This is a genomic window from Aliidiomarina indica (assembly GCF_015354615.1).
GTDB classification, from domain to species: domain Bacteria; phylum Pseudomonadota; class Gammaproteobacteria; order Enterobacterales; family Alteromonadaceae; genus Aliidiomarina; species Aliidiomarina indica.
In genome coordinates this window covers 338,064-357,017 of sequence record NZ_JACAVQ010000001.1, presented here as the reverse complement: position 1 = coordinate 357,017, position 18,954 = coordinate 338,064, and the positions used below count along the sequence as shown (strand labels likewise).

The window sequence follows — 18,954 nt, the reverse complement described above, 5'->3', positions numbered from 1 at the left end:
AGAAAAAGAGGGGGAGATCCCCCTCTTTTATTGGTGACTGTTATCCACCATTAGGGCGAATACGAGTACGGATATTGTCACGAACATTTTCGCGGACACCGCCTCGAACTGTTTCTGATACCGTTGACCGCACGCTTTCAGAAACTGTTGCACCGACTTGGCCGGCAACCTCAGCACTCACTTGCGCACCAACATTACCTGCTGCTTCCGAGCGAACTAAGTCGGTCATCACACCACGCATCTCTGCTGCGGTTGAGGTGGCCAGCTCTGCAGTTGCATTACCGGTTGCCTCAATGCGTCCTTCAGCCTCTTCCCGGATCATCTCAGCACGCTCTTGGCCTGCTTCGATTTCTTGTTCTGCGCGACCTTGCGCACGAGCTGTGGTGTTACCCAATGCTTCTAAAGCGGCTTCAGCAACAGACGTGCCCTCTTCCTGAGCTTGCTGAACTGCACTTGCTACATTTAAGCCAACTTCGGCATTCGCATTAGCTTCTGCACGAGCTTCTGCAGATGCTTCCGATTGCGCCTCAGACTCCGTTGTTTGCTCTTGCTCTGCGTCAGCAGAAGATGACTGAGAAGCTTGGGCCCGCGCATTCACTGAAGCTGATACAGCGACGCGCGCTTCGGCGTCAACATTTGCATCCTGTTCATCCGCAATCGCCGCTGGTGCTGAAATACCTACAGCAAACGCACAGGCTAAAGCGAGAATCGATGGTTTGTATAATGTTTTCATGATCGTTACCTCCGTTTGTCACAAATGACACTGAGATAACGACACAGAATGAAGATTTATTCCGTAAAGAAAGGGTAAGGCCACGTAAGAGGTGCTTTATTCGCCGTGGAGCTCTTTGTGCAACGCACGCCAATTCGGGATCGCGTCTTCCATAAATTGATAGAAACGCCGGTTATGGCCTGGCTCTCGCAGATGGACTAATTCATGCACTAGAACATACTCAAGTAAGGTATCGGTTCTGTCAGCCAGCATCATACTCAGTGCTATTTTCTTTGTTCGAATATTGCAACTGCCCCAACGGCTCTTCATTAAACGCACACTATAACTTGATGCTTTGACACCTAAATGCTGTTCCCATTGCGGAGCCAATCGCTGCACCCGTTCAAGTAATGCTTTGCGTGCCTTCGACGAATTATCAATGGGCTTGGCTTGAGGTAATCCTTTTGCCCGCTCCCGTTGTTTTAAAATCCAAGCTTCCCGCTCTTGTACAAAAGCATATAGCACGCGTTCTGACACATGGTAAGGGGCTGATAGATGAACGCTTGCGTCGGTCGCTTTAATGCGTAGGCGAATTGACTTCATTCTTTTTCGCGTGACTGAGATAGGTATTCCCGACGCTGTTCGCATATTGCGCTCCATGGTACTCACTGCAATACTGAGCTTAACACACACATTGGGAGTCAAATAGATGAAGTATGTATTAATCAGCACGCTCGCCATCGTCATGCTCGCAAGTGCGCCTATAGCGCACGCCGAATCGCCCGCAAAGGTCACCATCAACCAAGAGTTAGAGCAAAAAGTAATTGAATGGCGGCGGGATATTCATCAACATCCCGAGTTGAGCAATCGCGAGTTTCGCACCGCAGGCGTTGTTGCAGAACACCTACGCAGCCTAGGTATGGAGGTAACCACTGAAATTGCCCATACCGGTGTCGTCGGAATACTGCGCGGTGGTCGACCGGGCCCCACCATCGCTCTGCGCGCAGATATGGATGCGCTTCCAGTGCAAGAACTTACGGATGTTCCATTTGCCTCAACAGCAACGGGCGAGTATCGCGGGCGTGAAGTACCCGTGATGCACGCCTGTGGGCACGACCTTCACGTCGCGATGTTAATGGGTGCTGCGGAGTATCTTGCTGGCATGCAAGGGCAGCTTGAAGGCACCGTGATGTTTATTTTCCAGCCGGCAGAGGAAGGCGCACCGGAAGGCGAAGAAGGCGGTGCGGAACTGATGCTAAAAGAAGGTCTTTTCGAGAGTGTGAAACCAGAAGCGGTTCTGGGAATCCATGTTTGGTCAGCGGCAACAACGGGCCATATCGGTTATCGTAAAGGCCCACTAATGGCTTCATCCGATAGGTTTGAGATTCGTGTCCGCGGTGAGCAAACGCATGGTTCACGGCCTTGGGGTGGTGTTGATCCCATTGTAGCAGCGAGTCAAATTATCAATAATGTACAAACCATTGTCAGTCGCCAAGTGAATATCACTAAAGCCCCTGCTGTGGTCAGTTTTGGCATTGTAGAAGGCGGGGTGCGCAATAATATTATTCCTGATGAAGTGTACCTCGAGGGCACAATCCGGAACTTCGATATGGGTATCCGTGATCAGATTTTCGAGAAGTTGACCACCACCGCGCAAATGACTGCGGCTGCTAGCGGTGCCAGTGCTGATGTAACCATTCATGAGGGTTACCCTGTTACCGTCAATGATCCTGAGCTCGTCGCTCGCATGATGCCGACCACCCAACGCGTCGTCGGTAACGAGCATATTTATGAAGCCGATTTAGTAACAGGTGCCGAGGATTTCTCATTCTACGCGATGGAAGTCCCGGGTATGTTTGTATTTTTGGGGATTACCCCGCCGGAGCAAGATCCAGCAACAGCGCCGAGCAACCACTCGCCCTATTTCTATGCCGACGAAGCGGCACTGCGGGTGGGTACTGAGTTGTTTATCAACTGGGTTTTAGACTATCCAAGCGCGCCTTAACGCATCAAAAAAGCCGAGCAAGGGACATAAAAGGCCCCTGCTCGGCTTTTAACTTAGCTTACCAAGCAGTCAAAGCAGACCGTTATCGGCGTATTGCTGCCTTCGCTTGATCAGGCGGCCATACCACTACTTTTTCACCTTCCTGCCACTGAATGATAACGCCTTGATTTGCCTCTTGATAACCCCGCTCATCAACACGAAAGCGTCCGAAGACCGTAAATATATCCATATCCAAGAGCTCTCTGCGCACAGAGTCGGCGGTAAGTGAGTTTGCTCGGCGTACGGCCTCTGTCCATATTTGACACGTGCCATAGGCGCCCGCGGCATGAAAACTCGGTTCACGATCAAAACGATCACGGTAACTTTGGGTAAATTCATCAACCCCCGGGTTATCCAAGGTAGGTTCCCAAGCCGATAATCCCAACACGCCTTCAGCTCGCTCCCCTAATGCATCGTAAAACTCTTGCACCGCACCAGACGTACCAAAGAATGCCAATTCTACGCCGTGATCGGTTAACGCATTTTGCATCGCAATAAAGTCATCTAAGGCACTGGCTGCCATCGCCACCACTTCTGCGCCCGATGCTGCAATCGCATCTGCTAAATCGGAAAAATCGCTTAAACCACTGGGGTAGGTTTCATGTAACACGAGCGACATGTCGCGCTCAGTGACCTCTTCTGACGCCCCTTGTCCCGCTGCCCGCGGAAACAGTTGGTCTTCCTGAATCACCGCAATCTTTTCCAAGCCATGCTGTTCTGCAATGGCAATCACACCGGTTAAAAATACTTCTGCTGGCGGAAGCACCATAAATAAGTATTCTCGCCCTTGTTCCCAAATCGATGTCGTGGCAGCCAATGGTGACACATGAACCATCCGATGCGCCTCGGTTATCGGCGCAACAGCTTCAGTCAGTGTCGAACCATAAGGCCCCCATATTGCATCCACCTGATCCTCTTCGATAAGCTTGCTATACAGTTCCTGTGCTCGTGCAGCGTTCGATTCATCATCATAAACAATGAGTTCAATGGGGCGCTGTAACACACCACCGCTAGAGTTCAAATGCGCTTCACACAACCGATAGCCATTCAGTGCAGCGCTGCCTTGTGTGGCATAGGCACCTGTTTGCGACATAGTCGCTCCGATCTTAATAGGTGTGGTTTCCTCAAATAAATTAATCGGCGTGTCGGGAGTACACCCCAACAAAACTGCTGCAGACACGATCGAAACCGAACGTGTGATAAATGCACGTGCCACCATCTCATCTCCTCTGCCCTAAGAACCATTTGGAATATGGAAAAGCTCGACATCTGAGCCTACTCGCTTCACCATAACATAATCATTCGCTAGTCAGGCAACTGAGGGATATCGGAACCGTTCATGACTTCAACAAAGACAAGGTTTCAACACAGCTATGGTCAACTCGGAAACTTCTTTAGCCGGGTCACCCAGCCAACGCCCGTGCAAGCGCCGCAATGGATTGCGTTTAATCAAGCGTTAGCAGATAGCCTTAGTTTGCCGGAAGCATTACAAGAATCCGAGACGGCGTTGCTTCTCTACGCCGGGAACTTAGAAGATGAACGGTGGCGTGACAGCGACGCGGCTAATGTCATTGAGCCGCGCGCTCTTGCTTACGCAGGACACCAGTTTGGCCATTTCGTACCGCAACTTGGCGACGGCCGTGCATTATTGCTTACGGAAGTGGTGCCTGAGGATTCGCCCCATAAAACGTTCGATATCCAGCTCAAAGGTGCCGGTCCCACTGCATTCTCCCGTGGGGGCGATGGCCGTTCCCCCCTCGGTCCTGTGCTAAGGGAGTATCTAGTCAGTGAGGCCATGCACCACCTAGGTGTACCCACAACCCGTGCTTTGGCAGCCGTTGCTAGCGGTGAGTATGTATATCGTGATAGCCCTTTGCCTGGCGCTATTCTTACTCGTGTTGCAAGCAGCCATATCCGCGTTGGAACCTTTCAATTTGCGGCCGCCCATGGGGGCGTTGAGCACGTGAAAAAATTGGCTGACTACACCATAAAACGTCATTTTCCGGAACTTCTTGAAGGCCCTTCTGGCGGCCCTCGCTATCTGGCATTACTGCAACAGGTTATGCAACGCCAAGCCCACCTCATTGCCGAGTGGACGCGTGTAGGATTCGTTCATGGTGTAATGAATACTGACAACACCAGTATTTGCGGAGAGACTATTGATTACGGTCCCTGCGCATTTCTGGATACCTTTATTAACGATAAAGTGTTCAGTTCTATCGACCGAAATGGCCGCTATCGCTTTTCAAATCAACCGCGCATTGCTCAATGGAATTTAGCTCGGCTTGCGGAAACCCTATTGCCTCTTATCGATGATAAAGCACCAAACAGTGACGAACGAACCGTGGCACTCCTCACTGACATTATTCGTGATTTCCCACACGTTTATGCGCAGAAGCGAGACCATAGCCTAGCGCGGAAATTCGGCATCGCGTCCATTGGTGATCTTGATGAGCACGGGAAAACAGACTTGCTTGCCCTTATGGACGAGTTCTACCAAGCCACAGAAGCGGATGAGTTGGATCATACGCTTGCTTTTTCATCTTTAACGCAACAAGCAGACCGAGCTGAAGGTCCATTCTCAGAGCTTGCAAAAACCACCAAAAATGCGGCGCACTGGCCGTTGTGGCGTAAACGCTGGTTAACCCTACTTAACCAAGCACACGCAAAACAGCCATTTAGCGTGATGGCTCAAGCCAATCCGCGTTTAATTCCTCGCAACCATCGGGTACAGCAAATCATTCATCAGGCCGAGGAAAGTGGCGACTTAACCGAGTTCTTTCGTTGTCATCGCGCTTGGAGCAATCCGTATAACTATGCCGATCTTGGAGACAATAAAGACCTCTTGCTTCCGCCCGAACCGAACGAACAGGTAACCCGCACCTTTTGTGGCACCTGATACATTGCCCAATTCCAAATCTCGTGCCAACATAATCAGGTAACCATACGGAAGGAACCTCAGCATGGTGGGTGTACGCAAGCGACGCGGTATCTTTAGCCGTACATTAGCACGACGTCTACTCGTTCGAATCATTATCGCCTCCGGTGTCCTTATTGCGCTGGCGACTTTGATTGGCTTTTATTTTTCCTATCAGCAAGCGTTCGAGCAGCAAGTTGAACATCTTATTTACGACAGCAATCAACGGATTGAGCGCGAGACTAGCGTGTTTGAACAGGCTGAAGCAACGGCTGCGCTGTTGGGTGAGTATTTTGTTGCGAGCTATCAGCGCAAGGCGGAGTCTTCAGAAGAAGTGAGTCGGCTATTTGATGATTGGTTCGAAGAAACAGATCCCAACGTGTATCGGTTACGCCAAACCTTTTTTGATGGCTATCGACCAAACCCGGATACCTATACTGGGCCTTATGGCTCGGAGTTTAAGCACCTATCAGTTTTCGTGGGTGACAGTTCAGCGCCATTAGATCACGAACGTAAAATGCGAATTGTGGTGGCCTTAAAAGTCGTCCATCGATTAGCACCTAGCTGGCAGCAATTGTATGAAAACACCCATATCAGCATGCCTGAAAACGCCCTTATCCATTACTCTTTAAATCACCCTTGGGGCCGGCAAGCACGGCATGATTTAGATATGACCCAATATGCGGTCGTACGCTCTACCCTTCAATCAGCAAATCCAGAACGAGAAGGTGCCTGGACCGGTTTATATTTTGATTTATCTTCAAACCAGTGGGTCATCACCTATCAAGTGCCTGTCGATTTGGATGGTCGGCATTTAGGCACCCCAAGCCACGATGTCAACCTTGATGATATGCTCAAGCGATTGATTGATTCCCACGACTCGAAAGCCACCCATTTGGTGATCAACAACCGAGCGCAATTCATTGCCGCCCCCACCACTGTGGTTGAACCCCATCGTCAAGATGGCATTGTTCACGTCGAACAGATCGACAATGCGCTCTACAGCCATATATGGAACCAACTCGAACACGTCCACGATGATCAGGTGTTTACGCTTGATGAAAAGGATATGCTGGTCATCGCCCAAAAAATTACCGGGCCAGACTGGTGGTATGTCACCGCCTACCCCCTGCGCGAAATTAAAAGTCAGGCATTCAAGTCGCCCATTCGCTTTGTCGTTCTCAGTGTTGGTTTCTTTATGTTACTGCTCATTATTCTGTACGTATTTATGAACCAACATATTTCTCGCCCCTTGCGTCACCTGGCACATCTGGCACAAGAGGTCGGAAACAAGCGTTATGAGGCGGTAACACAATTAAAAATTGAGCCACAATATCAACGCAGTGAAATAGGTATGCTTATTCGGTCTATGCAGGAAATGGCTCAGAGTATTTTGACTCATCAACAAACCTTAGAAGGTGAAGTGGAGAAACGAACCTCGGAACTGGCAGCGGCTAATAAGCGATTAGACAACATGGCCCACATAGACGGACTGACCGGCCTGCTAAATCGCAGGGCACTCCATCGCGATATGCAATTTCTATTAAGCGATGAAAATACCAAATCGCATGCCTTTATGCTGGCCGATGTGGATTATTTCAAAGCCTTTAATGATCATTATGGGCATTTAGATGGGGATCAGGTTTTAAAAGAAATTTGTACCTTACTCGCGCATCAATGTGAAGGACGCGCCTACCGATATGGTGGTGAGGAAATCGTTTGCATGCTTCCCGCCGATGATCTGGCCGATGCCATAGCAGCGGCTGAGCTACTCAAAGAAGGAATTGCTGATGTTGGCCGTGCTCATAAGGGCTCGCCGCTGCAATACGTGACCATTAGCATCGGTGTCACCATGATGGTTCCGGGTGAAGCACCGAATCACATTATTGAGCGTGCCGATAAATACCTGTATCAAGCCAAAAATGAGGGGCGCAATTGCGTGCGTGGCGGTTAACCTGCGCAGCGCCCCTATCGTTTATGCGTTAGCCGTACCCTGCCTGTCTTTGGCGAGATATAGGTACATGGCAGGCAGTACAAACAACGTAAACAACGTACCAATGGTCATGCCGGTGAAAATAATCAAGCCCATAGCATAGCGTGCACCGCCACCAGGACCGCTTGCAATTAATAGTGGTACGACCGCAAGCACCGTCGCCGCTGTTGTCATTAAGATAGGCCGCAAACGAATTCCCGCCGCCTCTTCGATAGCCTCACGCTTGCTTCGACCATCTTGTTGTAACCGGTTGGCAAACTCAACTATCAAGATACCATGCTTCGCAATAAGGCCTATCAGCGTGACTAGACCGACCTGAGTATAGATATTCAGGGAGGTAAAGCCCAAGCTGACAAAGATCAGTGCCCCACAAATACTCATAGGCACCGTCACTAATACGATAATTGCGTCTCGGAACGACTCAAACTGAGCCGCCAACACCAAGAAGATAATTAACAAGGCAAAGAAAAAGGTGACAAGCAGTTGCTGTCCCTCGGTCATAAACTGTCTTGATTGCCCCGCATAATCAACCACCACGCCATCGGGCAAGCGTTCTGCCGCAATCGACTGGAGCACACCTAAGGCTTCCCCAAGCGACACACCCGGTCGTGGAACCCCTTCAACTTTAACCGCATTGAGCTGCTGAAAACGATTTAATTGACGCGGTTGAACCGACTCTTCCAAGCGCACCAAGGTCGATAACGGAACCAGTTCACCCGCTCGGTTGCGAGTATAAAACTCCGTTAATTGATCGGCGGTTAACCGTTCACTTCGGCGTATCTGCGGAATAACACGATACGAGCGATTTTCCATCGCGAAACGTCCAACATAGGCACCTGCCATCAAAGAAGAGACATCCGCCGTGATTTGTGCCATATCGACACCCATTAATGCTGCTTTTTCACGATCTATCTGAATGGTTTGGCGCGGTCGATCGATGCGCAGATCCGTATCGAGGAATATAAAGCGTCCAGATTCCATGGCTTGGTTACGAATATCGTCAGCAATCTCTTGAAGATTTTCGACCGGTTGGGTGGAGCTAATCACAAACTCCACCGGTAATCCGCCCCCTGGGCTTGGCAATGACGGCGGAACAATAGCAAACACATTAAGGCCAGGGATCTGCTCCAAGAAAGGAGTGATATCTTGTTCCAATACCTCTTGGGTGCTGCGCTCACGGTCACCCCAGGGGCTCAAGCCAATCCCGGTGCCCACACTTCCTGGGCCTAGCATGCCGTTGATCACGAATGCCATGTCAATTTCATCGACATTTTGTTGTAATTGCGCCATCCGCTGGGAGTTTTGCTCAATATAATCCAACGTGGCGTAGCCATCTGCGGTGCCAATCACAAACACAAAACCGAGATCTTCTTCCGGTTCCAGCTCTGAACTACTCGTGATAAACAAGAAGTAGCAGGACACCAAAACGATAGCGCCAAATACAGCCAGAACGGATTTAGTTTCCAAGGCGCCGTGCAATCGAGTTTGGTACCACTCTCGTAAGCGGTTAAATCGATCATCAAGCCAGGCCTCTAAGCGCGGCCGCTTGCTGCCATCGCGCCGTGAACGCAAAATTCGCGAACACATCATTGGCGATAACGTAAGGGCAACCAAACCTGAAAGAATTACAGTACTCGCCAGGGTAAACGCAAACTCAACGAACAAAGTGCCGGTTAAGCCGCCGATAAAGCCAATAGGAACAAACACAGCCACCAGTGTTGTCGACATGACAATGACGGGACCGGCAAGTTGCCGTGCCCCCAATATCGAGGCGTCAAGGCGCGACATGCCCTCTTCCAAATGGCGTTGAATGTTCTCAAGCATGATGATGGCATCATCGACCACAATTCCAATGGCCAAAACCATCGCCAGCAGCGTCAGTAAGTTAATTGAAAAACCGAGCGCCAGCATCATTAAAAAGGTGCCGATCAAAGACAAGGGTACAGCAACTGCAGGAATCACCACTGAACGTAACGATCCTAAAAACGCATAAATCACCGCCAACACGATAACCAGTGCCAATACGATTGTGAGCACTACCTCATCGATGGCATTCTGAATATACTCAGTCGAGTCATAGGAAATACTGGCATCCAGGCCTTCGGGCAATTGCGGAATAATATCGCGATCCCAAACCTGACGAACCTCCTCAATCACGTCTAGCGCGTTCGCATCAGGAGAGATTTCAATGCCAATAAAGGTCGCCGGTTCTCCGTTATATGAGGCGGAGCTATCATAGGACTCAGATCCAAGTTCTACTTCTGCAATATCGCGCAAGCGCACAACCGAACCGTTATCCGCACGAATAATTAAAGACTCAAAAGCTTCGGGAGAACGTAAATCTGTGTCCGCATTCAGGTCAATCGCTACTCGCGACCCTTTAGTACGCCCGACCGCACTGAGCACGTTGTTTGCCCTAAGGGCGCTCATCACATCAGCACCCGTAACGTTCAATGCCGTCATCTGCCCCGAATCTAACCAGATGCGCATGGCAAATGTTTGCGCCCCAAGAATTTGGGCGCGCTGCACGCCCGCGATGGTTGCCAGTTGTGGCTCAACAACGCGCACGAGGTAATCGGTGATTTGATTGCTATCAAGAATATCGCTGTAAAACGATAAATACATGGATGCTACATCCTGTCCGACCGAAAGTTCGACCACAGGATCCATGGCATTTTCAGGTAAGTCAGAGCGTAGCTTATTGACTTGCGCGGCAATCTGCGTGAGTGCCGCATTTGGGTCGTAATCTAAGCGCAGGTAGGCAGTAATGGTACTGACCCCTGACATCGACGACGATACGATATAATCGATGCCCTCTGCGGCTGCAATTTCGCGCTCTAATGGCGTGGTAATAAAACCTTGAATCAGCTCAGCATCAGCGCCGATGTATGTGGTCGAGACAGTGACTGCGGCATTTTTAATTTCTGGAAACTGACGTACATTCAAGTCGAACGCAGCGCGCAAGCCAAGCAGAAGAATCAACAAGCTTATAACTGTGGCTAATACCGGCTTTTTAATAAAGATATCGGTAAACTTCATTGAATATCTCCGGCGTTAGCGATTAATGGGCTGTGGATCTTGTTCAGCAGGCGGCTGCACATCCTCATCGTCAGTCACTTCAACAGCGCTATTGTTGCGCAATTTAAGCAATCCTGAAGTGGCGACGCGATCACCCTGCTCCAAACCTTCCGTAACCTCAATTAAATCGCCCCGGGTTTGCCCCGTTCGAATTAAGCGCTGACGAACCCGCAAGGTGCCGTCATCATCGATAAGCAAGTAAACAACATTACCAAAGGGGTTAAATTGAACCGCTGTGCGCGGAATAACGTTGATTTCCCGAGGCTCTCCATAGGTCATACGCACCCGACCGAACATACCAGGGCGCAGCTCACCGTCGGGGTTATCTAAAGTGGCCTGCACTTCAATGGTGCGCGTGCTTTCATGCACACGTGGCTCAATGGCCGTTACCTCACCACTGAACGTAAGATCAGGTTGAGAATCAACCGTTACATCAATAGGATGGCCAGGGGCCACGCGACTAAGATGTTGTTCCGCTAAACTGAAATTCAAATAGATGGGTGAAAACGAGGTCACTGACACCAACGACGTGCCCGGCTGCACAAATTGACCAAGGTTTACCGTCCGCAGGCCAGCGACACCGGCAAAGGGAGCACGAATCGTTTTTTGCCGTATCAGTGCCCGCTGAGTGCCCAACATCGCCTGCGCCTGCGCCGCCTCACTGCGAGCGCGGTCTAGTTCAGACTCGGAGACATTTTGCGATGCTTGCAAACGCTCAAGACGACGTGCTTCGGTTTGGGCTATCTGCAGTGCTACTTCTAAGCGTTCAAGTTCCGCTTCTTCAACATCGGTATCTAGTTGAAACAAGAGCTGCCCCTGTTCAACCTGCTCACCGTTCTTAAAGCCAATTTCCGTAATCACACCCGCCACTTGATTCGAGAGCATGGTTCCGTCAACCGCGACAAAGTTACCCACAGAAGTGAGCGTCTGACTCCAACGCTCCTGTTTCACGTCAGTCGCTGTAATAGTTGCAGTGGATTCCGGCATATTATCGAAGAAGTCGTTCATGAAATAATTGCCGATCGCTTTGTAACCAAAAATAAGCCCAAAGACCAAGCCGGTCACTAGCAACATCAAAAACATTCGTAAACGCATGGGGATCCCTTTCGCCAGGCTAAAGCTAAAAAAATTAAACGTGTGCGGATTCTACCAGTATTCTAACTGATTTATAGGCTTAACGGTTCACTTTGGCAGACAAGACTTGTGTAAGGTATGGGTAAAATAACGCGCATTGAACGAGCGACAATCTGAACCGAAAGTATATAAAAACCTAGAACCCAGTAATTACTAAACCAACTGGTGCAGTAATTATGCCGTTCCTCGTCTAAGCCGTCAACAACGCTGCTGAACATTGAATAAACAGCCTAAAACTGACATACTACGGCGCGAACTTTTCCATCACATTGCACGACCATGGGCCATGTTAAGTAACCTAGGCTGCCACGGTGATTAACCAATAGGAATGACAATGTCGACTGATAAATCTACGATTATTTATACCGAAACAGATGAAGCGCCGCGCCTTGCCACGTATTCTCTGCTGCCCATTATTCAAGCCTTTACCAAAGCGGCAGGCATTTCGGTTGAAACCCGTGATATCTCCCTTGCAGGTCGCATTATTGCCAATTTTCCAGAATACCTGAATGAAGATCAGCGTATCGGCGATGCACTTGCTGAACTGGGCGAAATGGCGAAGACGCCTGAAGCAAACATTATTAAGCTTCCTAATATTAGCGCATCGATTCCTCAGCTCATCGCAGCCATCAAAGAGCTGCAAGCGCAGGGTTATGCACTTCCAAATTATCCGCATGAACCAAAAACTGATGAAGAGCGTGACATAAAGAATCGTTACGACAAAATTAAAGGCAGTGCTGTAAACCCAGTATTGCGCGAAGGTAATTCAGATCGCCGCGCACCGACTGCCGTGAAAAATTACGCCAAAAAACACCCTCACCGCATGGGCGCGTGGACTAAAGACTCCAAAACGCATGTAGCGCACATGGAAGATGGTGATTTTTATGCCAGCGAGCAATCGACCACGTTTGATAATGCAGATAGCCTCAAAGTTGTTCTGAAAGCAAACAGCGGCGAAGAAACCGTTTTAAAAGATGGCATCAAAGTACAAGCCGGCGAAGTTGTTGATGCGGCGACCATGAACGCGGCCAAGCTACAGGCCTTCTATGCGAAAGAAACCGCTGCGGCCAAAGCAGAAAATGTGTTGCTGTCGCTGCACTTAAAAGCAACCATGATGAAAGTGTCTGATCCCATCCTATTTGGCCACGCAGTGAAAGTATATTTCGCTGATTTATTTGCTAAACACGGTGATACATTCAAAGACATCGGGGTTGATTTAACCAATGGCTTTGGCGATGTGGTGGCGAAAATAGCTGAATTGCCTGCTGAGAAGCGCGCTGAAATTGAAGCGGATATCGCCGCCGTGTATGACAACCAACCAGAGTTGGCGATGGTGAACTCTGACAAAGGCATTACCAATCTTCATGTACCTAGCGATGTGATTATCGACGCATCAATGCCAGCCATGATCCGAGATGGCGGCAAAATGTGGAACCGCGCTGGTAAGCAAGCAGATACGAAAGCGATGATTCCTGATCGCTGCTATGCCGGTGTCTACCAAGAAACCATCAACTTCTGTAAAGAAAATGGTGCTTTCGATCCAGCGACCATGGGCACAGTTCCGAACGTCGGACTGATGGCACAAAAAGCTGAAGAGTATGGTTCACATGATAAAACCTTTGAAATTCCAGCGGCAGGCACTGTGCAAGTGACCAATACTGCAGGCGAAATCGTATTTTCACACACGGTTGAAAAAGGCGACCTATGGCGTATGTGCCAAGTGAAAGACGCCCCTATTCAAGATTGGGTGAAATTGGCAGTAAACCGCTCGAAGCAAAGTGGCATGCCAGCGATTTTCTGGCTGGATAGCGACCGTGCTCACGACCGTGAGTTAATCGCGAAGGTTGATACCTACTTACAAGATCACGACACCAATGGTCTGGACATTCAGATCATGGCACCGGTCGAAGCAACTCGTTATTCGTTACAGCGCATGAAAGAAGGCAAAGATACCATCTCTGTAACCGGTAACGTATTGCGCGACTACTTAACCGATTTGTTCCCGATTCTTGAGCTCAACACCAGTGCTAAAATGCTGTCTATTGTGCCACTAATGAATGGTGGCGGTTTGTTTGAAACCGGTGCTGGTGGTTCAGCGCCTAAGCACGTACAACAGTTCGTTGAAGAAAATCACCTACGCTGGGATTCACTGGGTGAGTTTTTAGCACTAGCCGCCTCACTTGAGCATTTGAGCCAAGTGACTGGTAATGCACGAGCGCAAGTGTTAGCCGATACCCTAGACCAAGCAACAGCCAAGTTTTTAGAAACGAACAAATCACCGTCTCGCAAAGTTGGCGAAATTGATAATCGCGGTAGCCACTTCTATCTGGCGATGTATTGGGCGGAAGCACTCGCAGCGCAAACCAGCGATAGCGAATTACAGCAACGTTTTACAAAGTTAGCTGAAGCCTTAACAAGCAATGAAGATGCTATTGTAAACACGCTAAACGAAGTGCAAGGTGTCGCTGTGGAAATCGGTGGTTACTACCAACCCAATGCAGAGCTAGTAAGCAAGGCCATGCGCCCAAGTAAACTACTCAATGATTTGCTAGCGAGTTTATAAGCGCTGATTATCCCTGCCAATGCACAACGAAGGCAGAATAAAAAATAGGCTCCTCGGAGCCTATTTTTTTATGCGAGAATCACGTGAACCATTTTTTTTCTTCTCGGTTTTAGTGAACGTTGAACGCACTATCTATTTTCGCGTGGCTCGAACACCGGGAACACAGTACGTCCGCGATGCGAGCCAGGCGTTCCACCATCTATTTTTCTAAGTCCCCGATTACCTTGCTGTAAATATGATTCATATACAGGTTTGTGTCTATCCCGCGCCGTATTTAGGCAAAGGGTTGATTGCTCTACTGCCTCACAAGCGTCTGTTTTATGACGCGAAAATAAAGCATTGGTTTCATCCGATTCCGGCACCGGAATTGATGCCATAAAGCTTTTACAACTGCCATCGCTCACTCCGGGCGCATTATGCTCAACACGCTCCGCGTGGTTAAACAAAAACGCCCGAATTAAATCAACTTCCTGAATGTCGTCACCATCGGACATCCCCGCTAGCCGATCCAACGTCTCTGCCGTTTTTACAAAAAGCATACTGTGATGAGGTACCGGTTCTTCATGAATGCCTAGATCATCAACAAATCTTTCGCAACGTCGATGAACTGTGTCCATTCGTTCTTTAACTTTCAGTGCCAGAAGTTCAGCGCGACGAAGCTTTGAGAAATCATCGTTATTCCAACCCATAGGGTCCTCGAAATTGATATGGATAATCCCAGCAGAATTCACTTTAAGATAGCGTGTAAAATCGATGCTCGTGTAGGCCCATACCGTTGCTGACATCCCAATAATTAAAATTAGCAGGATGGAACCACCGAGAAATAATGTCTTAGCATGATGCATGTGAAGTTCACCTTATCCTCTTATTTAAATCGGACGCTATCGCCCACATGAATGACAAAGCATAAGCCACTGCCATTAAGAACTCCAATTTCGAGACATACGAAACCAACGCCTTGATGACAAGGGATCGGGGGATGCTCAGTGACTGGCGGGTGTGCGCGGCATGGATGCCGCGCCCAAGCTTACAGGGATGTACTTGCAGCGTCCCGCAAGGCGCTGAACATCGCACGGGCCCCCTCCATCGGTACGGCACCCGGCCAACGCAATGCGTTGGTTTCACATATGCCTTGATGACAAGGGATCGGGGGATGCTCAGTGACTGGCGGGTGTGCGCGGCATGGATGCCGCGCCCAAGCTTACAGGGATGTACTTGCAGCGTCCCGCAAGGCGCTGAACATCGCACGGGCCCCCTCCATCGGTACGGCACCCGGCCAACGCAATGCGTTGGTTTCACATATGCCTTGATGACAAGGGATCGGGGGATGCTCAGTGACTGGCGGGTGTGCGCGGCATGGATGCCGCGCCCAAGCTTACAGGGATGTACTTGCAGCGTCCCGCAAGGCGCTGAACATCGCACGGGCCCCTCCATCGGTACGGCACCCGTCCAACGCAATGCGTTGGTTTCACATACGCCTTGATGACAAGGGATCGGGGGATGCTCAGTGACTGACGGGTGTGCGCGGCATGGATGCCGCGCCCAAGCTTACAGGGATGTACTTGCAGCGTCCCGCAAGGCGCTGAACATCGCACGGGCCCCCTCCATCGATACGGCACCCGGCCAACGCAATGCGTTGGTTTCACATACGCCTTGATGACAAGGGATCGGGGGATGCTCAGTGACTGGCGGGTGTGCGCGGCATGGATGCCGCGCCCAAGCTTACAGGGATGTACTTGCAGCGTCCCGCAAGGCGCTGAACATCGCACGGACCCTCTACGTCGGTACGGCACCAAACCAGCGCATCGCGTTGATTACGGAGCTGAAAAAACAAAAGGCAGCCCGGAGGCTGCCTTTCTAAATTCGGTTTTGAACCTATTGCTTACAGAGCAACGATGTTCTCAGCCTGAGGACCTTTCTGACCTTGAGTCACAGTGAAAGATACCTTTTGGCCTTCTGCCAGAGTTTTAAAACCGTTACCCTGGATAGCACTGAAGTGTGCGAATACATCTGGACCGCCTTCGCGCTCGATGAAACCAAAGCCTTTAGACTCGTTGAACCACTTAACAGTACCAGTAATAGTATTAGACATAATCTTTAAATCCTGAAATTTCTTAATTTGATAAAGTGCGCCTATTGGCTGCACAGGTCATGCGAGAAAAATAGTGTCAAACTTAAGGAACTTCAGAACGTAGGCTTTCAACGACGAGGCGTATGGTGCAACTAACGTGTGGAGTATTAAATCAATATCTTTCGAGCACAGTGGTTAGGATACAGCATTCTTACGGAATAGCAATCTATTTTGCTGAAAACAACGGATAAACTTGTGTGCTCATCGCTGAAATCATCTCCTCCAGTTTACAGAATTGCACTTTTCGTTATAGTAAGGCCTGTTTTGCTCATATCTGAGCTTACGCATAGGAGACAGCAATGAAACGTTTTGCCCTTATACTTCTGCTATTTACCCTGCCCTTTACGGCAGTAGCAGAAGAAAAGAATGTTCTATCCGTTGAACTCATGTGGGAGTTACAACGCATCGGCTCTCCGGTGATATCACCGAACGGTGAACATATTGTTGCGCCCGTAACGCGCTTTGATATGGACAAAGACCGTGGCCACACCCAACTGTACTTATTTTCAGCGGATGGACAAACTCAGCGTCCTCTTACATTGCAAGGAATGCGGGCCAGCGAAGCTACCTTTTCTCCCGATGGAAGTACCCTTGCCTTTATCAGCCAACGCGATGGCGACGACGCCGGTCAGATCTATTTATTACCCATGGATAAGCCCGGTGAAGCAACACGCCTTACCTCCGTGCCTACCGGCGTTTATGGCATAAAGTGGAAAGGTGATCACCTGTACTTTATTTCTCGCATTTGGCCAGGCAAAGATTGGGATGATATGGCTGAGCAGTTGAAGAAAGAGAAGGCCAGCAATGTGTCTGCAAAGAAATGGACAGCGCTGCCCTTCTCTCATTTCGACCACTGGCTCGATGAAAATCGACAAGCCCATGTCTTCCGTATTGCTGTTAAGGGCGGTGATATCGAAGCCGTGACACAGAACTTTAATCGTGAATTGCCGCGCTCATCACAAAGCAGTGGTAGTTACGATGTCGACCCAAGCGGCACTTGGATTGCTTTTACCAGTGATAGCAAAAATGATGGTGTCGACCCGGAAATCGATCTGTTCTTAGGTCGCATCGGTTCAAACGAAGCGCAGAACATTACAGAAGAAAACCCTGGCTCCGACGGCAGCCCGATGTTTAGTCCGAACGGACAAACATTAGCTTATACCCGTCAGCTTATTCCTGGATTCTATGCTGACAATATCAACATTGTTCTGTTTGATATGGAGCGTCGTACCCATCGTGAAATCACATCAAACTGGGATCGGTCGGCAACAGGCCTCGTATGGACGCCCGATAGCCAAGGCTTCTTCGGTGCTATCGATGACGCCGCCACGGTGCGTGTTTATCATATCAATGCGCGCAATGGCCAAGTTCGCCCTGTCACCGGTGAGACTAACTTTGGTGGTCTAAGTATTGCCGACAACGGCACTTTAGTGGGCACCAACGAGAGCTTCTTGCATCCGGCACAATTGGTAAAGATCAATCCAAACGACGGTTCCACGACACGTTTAGATACCTTCAACGATGACATTTTGGCCTCCGTTGACTTCGGTACCTACGAGTCCGTTACTTATGAAGGTTACAACGGCCAGGAAATCCAAATGTGGATTCACTACCCGCCCGGATTTGATCCAGAGAAAAAATACCCGTTGTTCCTGTTAATCCATGGTGGTCCGCATAATGCCATTAGTAATGGTTTCCATTATCGTTGGAATGCGCAAACCTTTGCATCATGGGGCTATGTTACCGCATGGCATAATTTCCATGGTTCCAGTGGCTTTGGCCAGGAATTTACCGATAGCATTAACCCTGATTGGAAAACGGCGCCCTATGCCGACACTATTGCTGCCGCTGAATGGTTCAAAGAACAGCCGTGGATCGATAGCGAACGTATGGTCGCCGGTGGCGCTAGCTATGGCGGGTATCTGAGCTCCATACTTTTGGGGAAAGAGCATCCATTTAACGCTTTATTGATTCATGCAGCCGTATACAACATGTATTCACAAATGGCGGCAGATTTTGCCGTGCATTCTGTGCGTTTTGGCAACTATTGGGATAATCCGGAAATCTATAAAGAAATTTCTCCCCACTATTTTGCTGAGAACTTCAATACACCAGCGCTGATCATTCATGGCCAACTTGATTATCGCGTGCCAGTGGGACAAGGCTTTGAGTTATTCAGAACCTTGCAAAGCCGTGGTATTGAATCGCGCATGATTTATTTCCCAGATGAGAATCACTGGATTCTGAAACCAAATAATTCAGTTTATTGGTACAACGAAGTGAAAGATTGGGTAACCCGCTTTGCAGAACCGGGCGGGCGGTAACGCCAACGCGCGCTTAACGCCAAGGCCAACGCATCGCGTTGGCCTTTTCTATTCTGGC

General features: G+C 49.5%; 12 protein-coding genes. 5 read left to right on the top strand and 7 right to left on the bottom strand.

Features of this window, described 5'->3' with window-relative positions; all coding sequences use genetic code 11:
* Window positions 1-40: 40 nt before the first annotated feature.
* Together HXZ99_RS01595 and HXZ99_RS01590 are read right to left on the bottom strand one after the other, a co-directional pair.
* Window positions 41-733 (bottom strand): hypothetical protein, encoded by a 693-nt coding sequence (locus HXZ99_RS01595; RefSeq protein ID WP_194755516.1) that lies wholly within the window; start codon window positions 731-733, stop codon window positions 41-43.
* A 96-nt stretch (window positions 734-829) separates the two neighbouring features.
* Entirely contained in the window at window positions 830-1,315 is a 486-nt protein-coding gene (locus HXZ99_RS01590; protein ID WP_194755515.1) for a YgjP-like metallopeptidase domain-containing protein, read from the bottom strand.
* A 106-nt stretch (window positions 1,316-1,421) separates the two neighbouring features.
* On the opposite strand from HXZ99_RS01590, the gene HXZ99_RS01585 reads away from it, so the two are divergent.
* Window positions 1,422-2,717, top strand: a complete 1,296-nt coding sequence (locus HXZ99_RS01585) for an amidohydrolase (RefSeq protein ID WP_194755514.1) — start codon at window positions 1,422-1,424, stop codon at window positions 2,715-2,717.
* 82 nt (window positions 2,718-2,799) lie between these two features.
* Here the strand turns inward: HXZ99_RS01585 and HXZ99_RS01580 are convergent, their stop codons facing one another.
* On the bottom strand, window positions 2,800-3,975 hold the full coding sequence (locus HXZ99_RS01580) for an amino acid ABC transporter substrate-binding protein (protein ID WP_194755513.1): 1,176 nt from the start codon (window positions 3,973-3,975) through the stop codon (window positions 2,800-2,802).
* 120 nt (window positions 3,976-4,095) lie between these two features.
* Here HXZ99_RS01580 and HXZ99_RS01575 point away from each other — a divergent pair, with 120 nt between their 5' ends.
* Together HXZ99_RS01575 and HXZ99_RS01570 are read left to right on the top strand one after the other, a co-directional pair.
* Window positions 4,096-5,655, top strand: coding sequence for a protein adenylyltransferase SelO (locus tag HXZ99_RS01575; protein ID WP_194755512.1), 1,560 nt, complete (start codon window positions 4,096-4,098; stop codon window positions 5,653-5,655).
* Between the two features lie 64 nt (window positions 5,656-5,719).
* Window positions 5,720-7,627, top strand: a complete 1,908-nt coding sequence (locus HXZ99_RS01570; RefSeq protein WP_194755511.1) for a sensor domain-containing diguanylate cyclase — start codon at window positions 5,720-5,722, stop codon at window positions 7,625-7,627.
* 21 nt (window positions 7,628-7,648) lie between these two features.
* On the opposite strand, the gene HXZ99_RS01565 is transcribed toward HXZ99_RS01570, so the two are convergent.
* Both HXZ99_RS01565 and HXZ99_RS01560 read right to left on the bottom strand, forming a co-directional pair.
* Entirely contained in the window at window positions 7,649-10,705 is a 3,057-nt protein-coding gene (locus HXZ99_RS01565; protein ID WP_194755510.1) for an efflux RND transporter permease subunit, read from the bottom strand.
* Window positions 10,706-10,720: 15 nt separating this feature from the next.
* Entirely contained in the window at window positions 10,721-11,839 is a 1,119-nt protein-coding gene (locus HXZ99_RS01560) for an efflux RND transporter periplasmic adaptor subunit (protein WP_194755509.1), read from the bottom strand.
* Between the two features lie 373 nt (window positions 11,840-12,212).
* Here HXZ99_RS01560 and HXZ99_RS01555 point away from each other — a divergent pair, with 373 nt between their 5' ends.
* Window positions 12,213-14,441, top strand: a complete 2,229-nt coding sequence (locus HXZ99_RS01555; RefSeq protein WP_194755508.1) for an NADP-dependent isocitrate dehydrogenase — start codon at window positions 12,213-12,215, stop codon at window positions 14,439-14,441.
* Window positions 14,442-14,569: 128 nt separating this feature from the next.
* Here the strand turns inward: HXZ99_RS01555 and HXZ99_RS01550 are convergent, their stop codons facing one another.
* Window positions 14,570-15,286: a hypothetical protein gene (locus tag HXZ99_RS01550; RefSeq protein ID WP_194755507.1), complete on the bottom strand. Its 717-nt coding sequence runs from the start codon at window positions 15,284-15,286 to the stop codon at window positions 14,570-14,572.
* Window positions 15,287-16,323: 1,037 nt separating this feature from the next.
* Window positions 16,324-16,533 (bottom strand): cold-shock protein, encoded by a 210-nt coding sequence (locus tag HXZ99_RS01545; protein ID WP_126775947.1) that lies wholly within the window; start codon window positions 16,531-16,533, stop codon window positions 16,324-16,326.
* 338 nt (window positions 16,534-16,871) lie between these two features.
* Here HXZ99_RS01545 and HXZ99_RS01540 point away from each other — a divergent pair, with 338 nt between their 5' ends.
* The gene (locus HXZ99_RS01540) at window positions 16,872-18,896 is read left to right on the top strand and encodes a S9 family peptidase (RefSeq protein ID WP_194755506.1); all 2,025 of its coding nucleotides are present in this window, start codon (window positions 16,872-16,874) and stop codon (window positions 18,894-18,896) included.
* Window positions 18,897-18,954: the final 58 nt, after the last annotated feature.

Coding starts and splice junctions, on each gene's coding strand:
- HXZ99_RS01570 (WP_194755511.1), top strand. CDS start 5,720: ATGGTGGGTGTACGCAAGCGACGCGGTATCTTTAGCCGTACATTAGCA.
- HXZ99_RS01575 (WP_194755512.1), top strand. CDS start 4,096: ATGACTTCAACAAAGACAAGGTTTCAACACAGCTATGGTCAACTCGGA.
- HXZ99_RS01550 (WP_194755507.1), bottom strand. CDS start 15,286: ATGCATCATGCTAAGACATTATTTCTCGGTGGTTCCATCCTGCTAATT.
- HXZ99_RS01565 (WP_194755510.1), bottom strand. CDS start 10,705: ATGAAGTTTACCGATATCTTTATTAAAAAGCCGGTATTAGCCACAGTT.
- HXZ99_RS01540 (WP_194755506.1), top strand. CDS start 16,872: ATGAAACGTTTTGCCCTTATACTTCTGCTATTTACCCTGCCCTTTACG.
- HXZ99_RS01590 (WP_194755515.1), bottom strand. CDS start 1,315: ATGAAGTCAATTCGCCTACGCATTAAAGCGACCGACGCAAGCGTTCAT.
- HXZ99_RS01555 (WP_194755508.1), top strand. CDS start 12,213: ATGTCGACTGATAAATCTACGATTATTTATACCGAAACAGATGAAGCG.
- HXZ99_RS01545 (WP_126775947.1), bottom strand. CDS start 16,533: ATGTCTAATACTATTACTGGTACTGTTAAGTGGTTCAACGAGTCTAAA.
- HXZ99_RS01595 (WP_194755516.1), bottom strand. CDS start 733: ATGAAAACATTATACAAACCATCGATTCTCGCTTTAGCCTGTGCGTTT.
- HXZ99_RS01580 (WP_194755513.1), bottom strand. CDS start 3,975: ATGGTGGCACGTGCATTTATCACACGTTCGGTTTCGATCGTGTCTGCA.
- HXZ99_RS01585 (WP_194755514.1), top strand. CDS start 1,422: ATGAAGTATGTATTAATCAGCACGCTCGCCATCGTCATGCTCGCAAGT.
- HXZ99_RS01560 (WP_194755509.1), bottom strand. CDS start 11,839: ATGCGTTTACGAATGTTTTTGATGTTGCTAGTGACCGGCTTGGTCTTT.